10 protein-coding genes and 3 pseudogenes are annotated in these 13,051 nt (G+C 43.4%); 4 read left to right on the top strand and 9 right to left on the bottom strand.

What is annotated here, in order from left to right:
* Positions 1-105: 105 nt before the first annotated feature.
* Both KTE19_RS04945 and KTE19_RS04940 read right to left on the bottom strand, forming a co-directional pair.
* Positions 106-1,047 (bottom strand): phosphoglycerate dehydrogenase, encoded by a 942-nt coding sequence (locus KTE19_RS04945; RefSeq protein WP_217341743.1) that lies wholly within the window; start codon positions 1,045-1,047, stop codon positions 106-108.
* A gap of 77 nt (positions 1,048-1,124) precedes the next feature.
* Positions 1,125-2,591, bottom strand: coding sequence for an MDR family MFS transporter (locus KTE19_RS04940; protein WP_217341742.1), 1,467 nt, complete (start codon positions 2,589-2,591; stop codon positions 1,125-1,127).
* A 105-nt stretch (positions 2,592-2,696) separates the two neighbouring features.
* On the opposite strand from KTE19_RS04940, the gene KTE19_RS04935 reads away from it, so the two are divergent.
* A complete protein-coding gene (locus tag KTE19_RS04935) occupies positions 2,697-3,191 on the top strand; it encodes a GNAT family N-acetyltransferase (RefSeq protein ID WP_217341741.1) in 495 nt (164 codons plus the stop codon).
* Between the two features lie 95 nt (positions 3,192-3,286).
* Positions 3,287-4,129: a matrixin family metalloprotease gene (locus KTE19_RS04930; RefSeq protein WP_217341740.1), complete on the top strand. Its 843-nt coding sequence runs from the start codon at positions 3,287-3,289 to the stop codon at positions 4,127-4,129.
* A 115-nt stretch (positions 4,130-4,244) separates the two neighbouring features.
* Here KTE19_RS04930 and KTE19_RS04925 read toward each other — a convergent pair whose 3' ends face one another.
* Complete coding sequence (locus KTE19_RS04925; RefSeq protein WP_217164764.1) at positions 4,245-5,042, bottom strand: alpha/beta hydrolase fold domain-containing protein; 798 nt, start codon at positions 5,040-5,042, stop codon at positions 4,245-4,247.
* 152 nt (positions 5,043-5,194) lie between these two features.
* On the opposite strand from KTE19_RS04925, the pseudogene KTE19_RS14235 reads away from it, so the two are divergent.
* Positions 5,195-5,409, top strand: a pseudogene (locus tag KTE19_RS14235) (bifunctional 2-keto-4-hydroxyglutarate aldolase/2-keto-3-deoxy-6-phosphogluconate aldolase); the annotation flags it as partial.
* Between the two features lie 97 nt (positions 5,410-5,506).
* Here the strand turns inward: KTE19_RS14235 and KTE19_RS04915 are convergent.
* The 6 genes and pseudogenes from KTE19_RS04915 to KTE19_RS04890 form a co-directional block, all read right to left on the bottom strand.
* Positions 5,507-6,487: pseudogene (locus tag KTE19_RS04915) on the bottom strand (choloylglycine hydrolase family protein).
* Between the two features lie 205 nt (positions 6,488-6,692).
* Positions 6,693-7,769 (bottom strand): mannonate dehydratase, encoded by a 1,077-nt coding sequence (gene uxuA / locus KTE19_RS04910; RefSeq protein ID WP_217341738.1) that lies wholly within the window; start codon positions 7,767-7,769, stop codon positions 6,693-6,695.
* A 430-nt stretch (positions 7,770-8,199) separates the two neighbouring features.
* Entirely contained in the window at positions 8,200-8,568 is a 369-nt protein-coding gene (locus tag KTE19_RS04905) for a hypothetical protein (RefSeq protein WP_217164781.1), read from the bottom strand.
* Between the two features lie 35 nt (positions 8,569-8,603).
* Positions 8,604-9,898, bottom strand: a pseudogene (locus tag KTE19_RS04900) (MFS transporter).
* 572 nt (positions 9,899-10,470) lie between these two features.
* Positions 10,471-11,337: a tyrosine-protein phosphatase gene (locus tag KTE19_RS04895; RefSeq protein ID WP_430681875.1), complete on the bottom strand. Its 867-nt coding sequence runs from the start codon at positions 11,335-11,337 to the stop codon at positions 10,471-10,473.
* Between the two features lie 165 nt (positions 11,338-11,502).
* A complete protein-coding gene (locus tag KTE19_RS04890; RefSeq protein ID WP_217341737.1) occupies positions 11,503-12,411 on the bottom strand; it encodes a magnesium transporter CorA family protein in 909 nt (302 codons plus the stop codon).
* Positions 12,412-12,730: 319 nt separating this feature from the next.
* Between KTE19_RS04890 and KTE19_RS04885 the strand changes: the two genes are divergently transcribed.
* The gene (locus tag KTE19_RS04885) at positions 12,731-12,937 is read left to right on the top strand and encodes a cold-shock protein (protein WP_008856094.1); all 207 of its coding nucleotides are present in this window, start codon (positions 12,731-12,733) and stop codon (positions 12,935-12,937) included.
* Positions 12,938-13,051: the final 114 nt, after the last annotated feature.

Genomic DNA, 13,051 nt, shown 5'->3' with positions numbered 1-13,051 from the left:
AATTGACTACTATATTTTGTCACAAGAAAAGCCCCACAATCATTAGACTTACTTGTCTAACAATTGTAGGGCACTTCACAATGTGAACCACATTAAAGACGTTTTTTATTTAACTTCGTTCACCGGCCACTGAGGCTTCTCACCATCCAGCACCCTCACCACTTCGCTGGCTGCATCCGTTGCCATCCGTGAGAAACCCTCAACGGTGTTGGACCCAATGTGAGGGGTCAATAAAACATTATCCAACGTAAAGAGTGGACTCTCTTTTGGTAGTGGCTCTTTTTCGAAGACATCCAGGGCAGCGCCGGCAATTGTCCGGTTACGTAAGGCTTCAATCAATGCAGCCTCATCAATTAAGCTACCGCGTCCCAAATTGACAATCACGCTGGAAGCTTTCATTGCAGCCAACTGTTGCTTGCCGATGATATGTTTGGTTTCCGGCGTTGAGGCTAAATGCAGCGTCAACACGTCGGCTTCTTTAATGATCGTGTCAAAATCAACGAATTTACCATAAGCAGACTCTTTTGGCGTGCGGTTATAAATTAAAATGTTCATATCCAACGCACTGGCCTTCTTGGCAACCCAATGACCAATTCGACCATAGCCAATGATCCCAAGGATTTTTCCTGATAGATCGAATCCACGATGCTTCATCCCATAACCACTATCGCCCCGGCGCATAGCATTGGAGATATTGGTGAGGTTTTTAGATAAATCAAACATCTCAGCGATCGTCGTTTCAGCCACAGTCGCCGCATTTGCATGGGGCGTAATCGTGACCCAGACACCATGTTTGGCACTAGCATCGAGATCAACATTGTCGTAACCAACCCCATGACGGGCAATGATTTTTAGATTAGGCATTTGAGCAACCACTTCTTCGCCGATCGGATCGACAAACAAAATAATGCCATCAGCATCCTGACCATACTTCAAAATATTTTCGCTACTGGTCGTTGGAACTTCAACCAGTTCAATTCCCCGATCAGTTAGATATTTCTTGCCATCCTCTGACAAGGATTCTGGAACCACAACTTTTTTAGCCATAGCTACCTCCATTTACACCATTATTAAGCTTATAATCTCGCAATTGAACCAACTAATCAAGTGGACAATCGCCGAGCTTATTTCACGATTTTTTTGTTTGGATCCAACCAATTGATCATCACAGCCACCATCAGCATGACAACCACGGCGACAAACACCATATGCAACGCAGTGAGGACAATGGGATCTATGGCAGCTTGATTAGGAATTGGCAGCCGTTGCTTGGAACTGATCACTCGATTTACTTTCGCGAACGTCAATTCACCATGTAATTGCAGGCGAATGACAAAATTTAAAATGGCCCCGTAGATTCCGGCCATCACTGTCTGACCCAGCGACCGGCCAAGTGTCAATATCGAAGTCGCCGAACCAACCATGTTTGTTGGCACTAAATGCTGGCTCAAAATCGTGTTCATACTGATAATGATCCCCATCCCGGTTCCGTTTAGCATCGCAATCACATAGAATGCCCAGACTGGAAACGAGTGCCCGGCAAAAATCAGGCAGACGTAGCCAATTAGCATCACACTAATCAAGCTCACAGCGATCCACTTTGGGACGTATTTAGCGATGAGCGTCCCGACTGCAAATGAGGCCAGCAACCACATAATCGAACTGGAAGTCACCACTAAGCCGGCCCCAGTTGCTGAGACGTGGTATAAGGATTGCAGCCAAATTGGAAAGTACACTTGATAGCCGATCAGGGCACCGCTCAAAATCATCGCGGTGGCAATTTGAATCGTAAAGGTTGCTGAATGAAACATCTTCGGTGACATCAACGGATCAGTAACCCTGCGTTCCTGCCTGACCAGCAATCCTAAACCGATGAAAGCAATGATAAATAATCCCAACGCCGGCAGTGGTTTCGTATCAATGAATTGGATTGCCAGCAACAAGCCGACTAAAAAGACAGTTAGCCAAGTAATGCCCAGCCAATCAATCGTGAGCTTTTGCTTCCCTTCAACTTTTTCATGATAACCGAGCCATACCAGTAAGGCAACCAATAATCCCAGCGGGACGTTCACAAAGAACACCCAATGCCAGGAGAGCTGGTCAACCAAAAAGCCACCAATCAGCGGCCCAACCAGCGCGGACAATCCCCAAGCAGTATTATTAAATGCCAAAACATTGGCCCGTTCCTTGAAGCTGAAATTGTCGGCGATGATCGTAAACGTCAATGGCATGACTGCCCCAGCGCCAATTCCCTGAATCGCCCTGGCAAGGATTAAGATCAAAATAGAAGGTGCCAGCCCACTCAGACAAGACCCCAGCGTGAACACAATCACGCCCCATTGAAAGACGTTGCGCCGCCCGAGGGTATCTGCCAACTTGCCATATATCGGCGTGGTTATCGCTGTCGTCAATAAATAAGCACTCATGATCCAGCTTTGAAATGCCAAGCCGTGCAGTTCACTGATAATTGACGGTAATGCCGTCGTGACAATTGTGACTTCAACGGAGGTCATGAACGTGGCGATAAATACCGCCGTCATGATTACCCACCGCTTGTTATGATCCTGATGCAAAGATTCTTTTTCATTCATTAAATTCCATCTCACTTCTAATCAATGTTACTATTATACTATTCTCGGTTGGGTGAAAACCAGCACCCAGCCAAAATATCCAAACCGGAAATGGAGTTAGTCACTTTGAAAATTACTTACCAGTCGGCTAAGCTCAGCCAACTACCAGAGATTATGGTCATTGAGCAAACCGGCTTTTCTCCTGCTGAGGCAGCGACTGAAGCCGCCATGGAAGACCGCATTAAGCAGTATCCCGATACGTTCATCGTGGCCAATGCCAAAGCCAAGGTTGCCGGCTATATTGTTGGTCCAGCATATCATCAGCGGTATTTAGCTGATGGCCTGTTTGAAACCTCCCACCCCAACATTTCGACCGACGAGTACCAAACCGTTTTGAGCCTAGTCATCCATCCCGCTTTCCAAGGATTAGGCATTGGCGGTAAATTGCTCGATGAATTGGCCATGGTTGCCAAAGACCAAGGCCGCAAAGCAGTGACGCTCACCTGCTTAAAAGAGTTGATTCCATTTTATGAACGCCACGGTTATGTGAATGAAGGCGTCTCAGCATCTGATCATGCAGGTGAAATTTGGTACAACATGGTACGAGAACTGCGACCATGATCGCCGAACTCTTTTTCCAGTATTTTTTGATATGATTCCAGATAAATGATATGATTCAGGCAGAGCTTAAAACGCTTACATTAGGGGATGAGACCATGCACCAGATTAAACGATCCTTACTATTAATTGGCTTGACGGCCGTTTTGGCAGCACCATTTGTTTCAACATCAACAAATCCAACGTCTGCGGTCACGGCAGCTGCAAAGACTACCAAATCAGTCAATCGGCAAACACTCGCTAAAGCAATCAAACGAACCCCGGATCTTAATCCAACCAGTAGCGTCCGGCATTTTTCTTTTCGCACTTACTACAGCTACTTTACCCTCTTTAATAAGAATTATAACGTCCAACGGATGAGTAAACCGACTGTCTTTAAACATCATCAGGCAACCGTTTACGTTCCTTCTGCTGAGCTTCGAGAGACTGGCTATGTCACTGCTGCAATCAAGAATTGGAATGTGGCTTTGGGCACCAAGGTCTTTCGAATTGGCACGGCTACCAACCATACCATCACCGTCAATATGAAAGACGGGCCAACCTCCCCGGATGGTTCCTGGGATGGCTACTATCAAACAAATAAAGTCTACGTCAACGCCAATTTTTACAATAACGCCAACTACCTGCCAACGGTTTATACCGATTTAACTGGCGACAAAATGGCCGGAGCCTCCTCACCTAACTCGGCCGCTTACCAACATCAATACAAGCGCTATTGGACAGCGGTCATCACTCACAAATTGGGTCACAGCTTGGGATTGGATCATACCCCCTACTCAAACGACATCATGGCCTCGGAATTCGAATCTGCCGGTTCGGATTTCAAGTATACCTGGACAGACTATAAAGTTGTCGACAATTCATTTGCGATTTTAACTGGTAAATTATCGACTCGCGATATTAACCGGGCTAAACTCACCAAATCAATTGGTTATTGGTAAAACTTGGTTCGAGAAATTAACGATCAATAAAAAGGCGGTGGCCCCCAGAATCCTAGTTTGGATTTTGAGGACCACCGCCTTTTATCATGATGTCAAATTGTTTTGGAGCATTTTTCTACTTCATCGTTCGATCAAAGAATAGGACCAAATCATCCCACACGTCGTCCAAGTACCCTTTGGCGTGGCGGCTTCCCGGAATCATTCTGGTTTGATACGGAATTTGGTGATCCGTGAGGGCTTTGGCCATGTCAAGGACCCCGCTGGTGGGCACAAATTCATTGAGGGAATTACCTAGATACATTTGACCAGTCTTATTGTTTACGCGATGGACCGGAGTTGCGGCTTCATATTGATCCGTGCGGCCACCAAAGTAGTTGGTCACAAACCATTTGTAGAATGGATCATTGGCCCCATCCTGGTTAATTTTCGCACTGGCGGTGGAATTGAAGCCACTAGTGTCGCCTTCTTTGGCAACAACCGCAACATGTTCGCCAAGCCATTTATCGATATCTAAAATACCGGATAATGAGACAATTGGAATACCATATTTAATTGCCAATTCAACGGTCATGTTGCCACCGGCAGACGAACCAAAGGCGCCAATGTGTGCGTGATCAAATGGTAAGTCCGACTTAACCAACCATTCATAAAGGTGATCCATGTCCTCCAAGGGAGCCGGATAAAAGGCCTTTGGGGTGATTCGATAAGCCGGGGTGACGACCAAGTAACCTTCATCCACAAAGCGTTTCGATGAATCAGCGTCCTTGGTTTTATTCCCTCGGAACCACCCACCACCGTGAATATCAATGATAGCTCCACGACTTTGTTTCAGGTCACCGTCATAGTAAATGTCGGTCAGTTGATGGTTTACCGGATCATAGTCAATATCCGTTTTAATTACATAGTTTGTCACAATAGATTCCTCCCCGATGCTATTAGATAATTCACACCTGAAGTATCCACCCAGAAAATTTGTGGGTCAACTAAAGTGACCTTTTTTGGTTTTATACGCGTTGTTCATCGTTATCTCCCGATATGCGGACTGCCAGTGTTACCAGCTCAAAAATGATCAGTGCGGTTAAGGCACTCTTCCCACAACTCAACATTATTCCAACTGGTGGCGTTAACTTAGACAACTTGGACAAATGGTTCACAGCCGGACCGTTTGTGTCGGTGCTGGCGGTAATTTAGTTTGCCCTGGTGAAACGGGTGACTATGATCAGGTAACCGAAAATGCCAAGGAATATATTCAAAAATTAAAGGAAATTCGTTCGAAATAACATTGAACAAATTTATTAAGCCCTAAAAAGCCCATTTTAAGTTGTTAATCAGCTTGAACTGGGCTTTTTGTTGACTATTTAATTGCTAACTTAAGCGTTAATCTAATGATTCATACTGCTGCTCATTGTGAATCGGGAATTCGGTTGGTTGGGGTTTATTTAATAAGTCTTCCGACAACGCCACCCGATAGATTGTCTGATTCCCATAAGGCTGCATGTAATACGTCGTGTTTTGGGTATCCATGTAACCACGATACTGTGTATAGTCTTCACTCCCATCCTGCTTCAATTTAACTCCTTTGGGGATCTCAACGGAATTAAGAATATGGCTCAACTCGTTAACCGTTTGGTCAGTTGAAACTTGATCCGAGTATTCTCTCATGAAGACTGTTCGAATAAACCTGGAAACGGAGGTATAATCTCCCGGCATGCCAAGCGCCCCGCTCCCCGGACCAAATGAAGTGATGGTGTAGCCATTATACGAACGGGCTGGATGGGGCGACGGCTTCAATTCAGTGTAATTGCTAAGGTTCTTCATGTGCCAGTCAAAGTCTGGGCTGTTCGTCATGACACCCACTGGATTTTTAATATACTTCACACCGTCTTTTTGGACTTCCAATACATAGCATTCCCCAGAACGATCAGAAATAATCCAGTGAAGCGGCGTGGTCTTTCCCAATGCTTTGATCGGAGCGTCGACAATGTTAATGTCTTTGAGTTGGTTGGCTAAATCGCCACAATCAACCGCGTTGCCCAATATCCAATTCAACACTTCATGAGGCGCCAGATTAACTTGGTCGGTTAACTGATCGGCATACACCGCTTCGCCACTAAAGTAGAGTGCCGCAGCGCTTAACCCTTTCTCATTAACGCCGTCTACTCAGACGTAATTGCCCATATTTCGGCCGGCACCAACAAATCCATACCGGGTATCGTATCCAGCACCGCCAGCATCACTTGGAAAATGTTGTTTGCGGGGAATCACAACTGGCCGACCATTTAATTCAAATGCAAAATCCATTGTTCGAGCTAAAAAGTTATCACCAGTTTCAGATAAGAACGTGACACTTGTGCACAATTCGAACCACTCCTTTTTATGATAATCAATTTAGCTTAATTATAATAAACTCTCGGTTAAATGCATCCCTAAATTTGAGAAATATTGCTCTAAACCCATCATTTAATTTGTTGATACAACCCAGGTCTCCTTTAGTTCTTAGCGACCGTTATTGTGTACTCAAATTATAACCATCCTTTCGTCTGCAATTCACACCGCATGCTTGTTACATCTTTTCCAAAGCTTCCCAAAGTCCTGTTAAATACGTGATTCCAAGGGCTCGATCATACAATCCGTATCCTGGGCGGCCATCTTCATTCCAGATGTTTCTGCCATGGTCAGGGCGAATGTAGCCATCGTAATTCGTATCGTGCAAAGCTTTCATGATCTCAAACATATCAAGTGAGCCTTCAGACGATGGATGAGCTGATTCGTGAAAATCACCCTGCTTGTTAACAAACTTGATATTACGAACGTGCATGAACGGTACCCGGTCTTTAGGGACGAACTCGCGAATAATTGCTGGCAAATCATTGGCTGGATTTTCACCTAGGCTACCTGTACAAATGGTGAAGCCGTTGTAGCGAGATTCATGCAGTTCTTCAATCCGCCGCATATCCGCGACGTTCTTATAAATTCGCGGCAAACCAAATAATGGCTTCGGCGGATCATCCGGGTGCATCGCCATTCGAACATCATACTTCTCACAGGTTGGCATAATGGCATCCAAGAAGTATTTGCAGTTAGCGACTAATTTCTCTTCGTCAACATCCTTATAAGCTGCAAACAGATCCTTGAGTGCAGCCAATCGTTCCGGCTCCCAGCCAGGTAGTGAAAAGCCTCGCGACCCCATCTTCATTTGAGCCATTAACGCTTCCGGATCATGAGGCAGCTTTGACTGTTCATACATCATGGCATTCGAGCCATCAGCTAATTGGTGATGTAAATCTGTCCTGAGCCAGTCAAACACGGGCATAAAGTTATAGCAGATCACTTTGATGCCGGCCTTCGATAAATTCTTGATGGTTTGGATGTAGTTAGCGATGTATTGATCCCGACTAGGCAAACCAATCTTGATATCATCATGAATGTTCACGGATTCAATCACTTCAAGCTTGAGGCCTGCATCTGTGACTTTCTTCTTCAACGCATCAATTTCAGCTTGCGGCCAAACCGCTCCCACCGGCACATCAAACAATGCACCGACGACTTGTTTTGTTCCTGGAATTTGGCGGATTTGGGATAAGGAGATATCGTCATCCTTTGACCCAAACCAGCGAAAGCCCATCTTAAGTTGCGACATATTTTTCCTCCTAAAATTGATTAATTAAGTTTAGTATGACAGTTACCATTGATTATCACAAACTCCTTTTTGAATCGGAATTTCAATATATCAAATTGACTCAATTTACCACCGCCTAAGACCGCCGTCAGTATTGGTTTGAGAATCCTAAATTTTTCGCCATGAAAGCGTCCTGGGTGGAACTATCAATCAATAGATGTGAATAGCGAATTTTATAATGTTAATGGAGCAAAGTATTTATAAATGCAACTCAAGCTCACCATTTTACATCGCTAAGACTTGCGAGAAACGACTGATTTTAGAATTTTTAAGCAAAAGCGGCAGTGCATTCTGATTTTGGAATACACTGCCGCTTTCACTTAAGTTCTGGAATCAAATCGCCTATTGACCCAGTCTCTGCTCTGTTTGTTTAGCTAATGCTTCACTAATTTTATTCATCTCGTTTAATATGCGCACTCGGCTGACTCGCCAACATCTTGGAAAAGACATCAGTTAAAGTTTCGCTTTGATCCTCGAACTTCTTATTCAAAATCAGTTGGCGGAACTGTTCAATCGAAATATGTTCCAAATCCTTAAACGGTAGTACTGGCGTGGCATTGGTCGTTTGGTTCAAGCCAGTCTTCAGCGTGATGACCAAGCCCTCTTTGCTGTCCAGCGTAACCGTATAGTATTCATAATAACTTGGGGTTTCATAATTCCCAGTTAATTCCTTGTGTTCTTGAAAATAGTTATTGATAAAATTCGCAAACTTCTCTTTTGACTGTAATGCAGCTTTCCATTCACTTTCGTTTGATGACATTCGATATTCTTCTTTCATTTGCAGCCTCATCAACATTATCTGATTCCTTTAATTGACCAAATTAACAGGCCACCGATAATCTCCATCCCCAAGGCAAACATGAAGATGGCGCCGTAACCAAATGCTTCAACGATTGCTGAGGCAACCATGGCCCCTAGCATCTGACCTAACGTGTTGGCCAAGTTAATTAAGCCAAGGTCTTTGCCGGCAGTATCTGATGAAGGCAAAACATCCATGTTCAAGGCACCATCGACAGAGTTGTACAAGCCATTACCAAAAGCAGCGATAACAGCGTATACGAACATTGCCCAGGCTTCCTTGTAGAACATTGGGAAGATGGCAGCTAACCCAAGGGCAAAGGTTGCGATAACAACCGGTCCCTTAACCCGCTTGAGTTTATCAGCTAATGGGCCACCAACTAAGGCGAAGAACACACCAATAAAGAGCATGATCATCGAGAAGATTGAAATTGATTGACCAGCTGATTTGGTATTTTGACCAATGTAATCAGTAAAGATAAACAGCTGGAAAGTGGTGACAATGGTTGAACCAACAACCATGAAGAACTTACCGCCTAAAGCCAGGTAGAAGTTGCGCGCCCCGTGGGTTGGGAAGAAGAAATACTTCTTCAAAGTATCTTTGTTAAATTTAACTTTTGGTTCGGCTAAGTTACTCTTTTCGTTAATCAAGACCACGTGAATAATTGCCAAAACAACGGTTGTTGCAGCCATGACATAAATACCGAACTTAACGTTGCCCAGGAATTGAGCTGCTAACAGTGCAAATCCTTGTTGCGCAATCGTAAAGCCAACCCCATAGAAAGTCGAGACGGTCCCCCGCCATTTCGGGGCAACCCGGTCAGAAATCTGCGGATATATCGCCGCGGCAATCGCGTTTTCGGCCGCCGCCGCAACGATCCAGACTAGGATGATCCCGACAACTGACTTCATATTGGCAATCACACACAGTGAAATCGCAATTGCAATGGTTCCAAGAACAATGTAAGGTTTTCGTTTACCAAAGCGGGTCCGAGTGACATCTGAAAAGCCCCAAACATCAAGTTGGCAACCGCACCGGTAATTGATGCGATCGTTGCCAAAATCCCAACGGCCCAAACTTTATGTACTGGGTCAATTTGCGCAAACAACTGAGGAATTAAGACGTTTCGGGTTGATCCGATTGGGCCATACCAGCACAGCGGCGCTAAGAACATCGCTGATGAAATAAGCCAAGGCAATTTCGGTTGTTCAGAATCTTTAACTTTGGCATTCGAAATTTCACCAACCGCCGTTTCAACTACCCTTGGTTTTTTTGTATTTTTATCTGCCATTATTTTCACTCCTATTATAAGATCGATTATCGTATAAAGACTAATTGAAGCAAAATGACTAACTCGTATCCTTACTTTCCAACATCTCCAAGCACCGTCCTTTGGATTTGCTTAAACCACAACTGATAAAGAAGCGGCAAGACGCTTTGTGAACCGCTTACATTTATCTCCAACCATACAAGCCTTGAACTTCAGCTTTACCAAGATATCAAATAAAATAGATTGCAGTCATACCGATTATTAGTAAAACGGGCTGTTCATCAAAATTCTTTTACTTGCATGTCAACAACTTCAATATAGCTTTATATGAAAGCGCTGTCAATGACTTTTTCCTGTTTTTTACTAAAATATGTGTTTGGGGCAATTCCCTCTCCATTTCCAAATATATAACGTTTCTCCTCAAGATTGCAAAGTTGATAGTGCCAATTGATTCAATAAAATGGCTTATTCCAAACCAGGACAATTGGTTGTTAAAGTAAAAACAGTCTATTTCGCCCGTTTTTTAGTAAAACTTTGAAATTCGAGACTAAAAAATCCTGCAATTCCATTCCGGTAATCACAGGATCTAAACGTTATTCTAAGTAACATTTTCTAAGTATCGCTTGCTGTTCAGGAGTGACATGCAGGCCATTTTCAATGTATGCTTCGACTGAACCAAATTCGTGATTAATTTCATCAAAAGCAGACTCTAAGTAAGTTGGATCCACCCCACCATCGATCTTGGCGTGGCGGATTTCCCCGGCTGAAGCGCCGTTTTCACGTAAAATGGCAAGCCGCTTTTGATTATGGGCTCGTAGGGAATCGTTAGACGCAACATAATCCTTTAAGATCGTCTTGCCGTCAACACCGAGGACATAAAGAATCAATGCTGCCCCCAGCCCCGTTCGATCTTTACCAGATGCACAATGCCACAAAATGGACTTACCAACTGGTTTATCAAGTAACGTCATAAACAAGTGGTGATAAGCTTTTCGGGCTTGATCGTTGGCGATATAGCTTCGGTAATGCTTTCGATTATTTTTAACAGAAATTTGATAGTGAAAACTGCGGTCAGTATCCACCGGATCATTGACATACCTAACGCCAGGTATTGGTTTATCCGGCATCTGTTGAATTTCTTCGGGCCGACGCAAATCAAAATCAACCCCTACATGATACTGCTGTGTCAGAACAGCGACGTCACTGCGGGTGAGATGATTTAATCGAGCTGATCGTAATAAAAGATGACTTTTGACCATCATCCCTGATTTCGTTCGGTAACCACCCAGATCACGCACATTAAAAGCCCCTTGAAGTTTAATTTCATGCGCCTGAATTGATTTAACGGGGCTTAAAACTGTTGGCCTAGCCTCCGCAGCAATTGACTGCATGGTTGGAATGCCCTGCTCTTGAACAGGCGAAGTTGAATATTCTGTTCTATTTTCCTTCAATTCACTCACTCCCTAAAAAAGATCTCACATCTATTGTTTTAACACTTTTATTATAGTGAGTGAATGTATTTGCTTGGCGTTGGAAGCGTAAAGGTTTGGTAAATGTCGTTTAACAGCGATAGGGCTTTCAGATCAAGCGGGTTGATAAGACCATATCCATCCAGTTATACATATTCACATTTTGTGTCTCATTCTCAGCAATACCAGCAACGCGGCAATCGCAACCATGGAGATACCAATCACAATCAACCACGCTGAACTAATTGTTGCCATTGGGAGCTTCACGTTCATGCCATAAAAGCCTGTGATGATCGTCGGCACCGCCATCGTCAGTGACCAAATCGTCAAAAATTTCATTGTGTCATTTAAGTTATTATTGGCGATGCTATTGAACGTATGATCAATTCGGTCGACCACTTGGGTTTCAATTTCAACCATTCGTTGGACCTGTTCGGCTTCAATTGTGACATCTTCGAATAAATATCGTTTTTCTTGATCGGCACCCTTGCCGAAATGAGTACTTGGCATTCGTTTCAGTAAGCTCAGATTAAGCTGAACTGCACTCGTTAGAAAGGTCAACGTCTGTTGCAAATGTGATAAAGCAATCAAATCGGCATTCTTTGTTTTTCGGTTCAACATTTTATCCAGCTGGTTCCGCTTTTTCGTCACCGAACGGGCAATTGGAATATAGCTGTCAATTAGTAAGAATAACGATTCCAGAATAAATGAATCTCTAGTTGTCACCTCCGGATTTTCGAAAGCCGAATGGAACGCATCGTTGACCTTTGTCATATGGCTTTGATTAAAAGTAAACAGGATTCCTTTATGGATCAAAATCCCAAATGGCTGGGTAATGTAGCGAATATCTTCCTTATTTAAGGCATATGGTGCCAGCATAATAAATAATTGGTCGTTTTCGTTGACATCATATACATAATTAGTACTTTCATCCCGGTCGGTTACGTAGTCAATAATATCTTCATCAATTCCATAATCTTTTTGTAATTGAATTTCTTCATCGGGTGTGAGCTTGATTGTCTCAATCCATTTGGTGCCATCAATGATCTTTTCAGGTTTAATCATTTGATAATCCCCTTATTTTCAATTAACCCTATTTTACCTTAAAAGAAAAGAAGCCGCAGAAGAAGTATTCAACCCTTCTTAATAAACAATTTGTCTGTATAATCTGTCAATATCCACTCCTCGCTTGATAGTTGTTCGCTAAATGGCAATATTTTGACTTATTCGATGCAAATCATTGCTATTTTAGAGGATGGCTGTTAAAGTATAGATAATGTATTTATACTTCGAAACAAGGTACACCGTTCTATTAAGAATGATTCCTATTTTCAAGTTTCAAATGCAAATATAACGGCGCAAAGCGCATGGAGGTTTCATTCTTATGGAACAAGGTACAGTTAAATGGTTTAATGGCGACAAAGGTTACGGATTTATCACTTTGGAAGACGGCAAGGACGTATTTGTTCACTTCTCAGCTATCAATGCTGACGGTTACAAGACCCTTGAAGAAGGCCAACATGTTACCCTTGACGTTGAAGACAGCGACCGTGGCCCACAAGCTGCTAACGTTTCTGTTGTAAACGACTAATTAAATTTAGTAAATAAAAAGTCTCCTGTGAGGGGCTTTTTATTTTGCCTAATTTTCAGGCATAAAAAACGGGTTGCGCCCCATTTGAGGTGCAACCCGTTTTTTGTGGTTATC

This window comes from Lentilactobacillus dabitei (assembly GCF_019061365.1).
Classification (GTDB): Bacteria; Bacillota; Bacilli; order Lactobacillales; family Lactobacillaceae; genus Lentilactobacillus; species Lentilactobacillus dabitei.
The sequence above is the reverse complement of the archived record's forward strand: the minus strand, read 5'-3'. Positions and strand labels throughout refer to the sequence as shown.

Bases quoted from the DNA above. Each gene is read 5' to 3' on its own strand.
- KTE19_RS04885 (WP_008856094.1), top strand. From the start codon at position 12,731: ATGGAACAAGGTACAGTTAAATGGTTTAATGGCGACAAAGGTTACGGA.
- KTE19_RS04945 (WP_217341743.1), bottom strand. From the start codon at position 1,047: ATGGCTAAAAAAGTTGTGGTTCCAGAATCCTTGTCAGAGGATGGCAAG.
- KTE19_RS04930 (WP_217341740.1), top strand. From the start codon at position 3,287: ATGCACCAGATTAAACGATCCTTACTATTAATTGGCTTGACGGCCGTT.
- uxuA (WP_217341738.1), bottom strand. From the start codon at position 7,769: ATGTCGCAACTTAAGATGGGCTTTCGCTGGTTTGGGTCAAAGGATGAC.
- KTE19_RS04940 (WP_217341742.1), bottom strand. From the start codon at position 2,591: ATGAATGAAAAAGAATCTTTGCATCAGGATCATAACAAGCGGTGGGTA.
- KTE19_RS04905 (WP_217164781.1), bottom strand. From the start codon at position 8,568: ATGTCATCAAACGAAAGTGAATGGAAAGCTGCATTACAGTCAAAAGAG.
- KTE19_RS04890 (WP_217341737.1), bottom strand. From the start codon at position 12,411: ATGATTAAACCTGAAAAGATCATTGATGGCACCAAATGGATTGAGACA.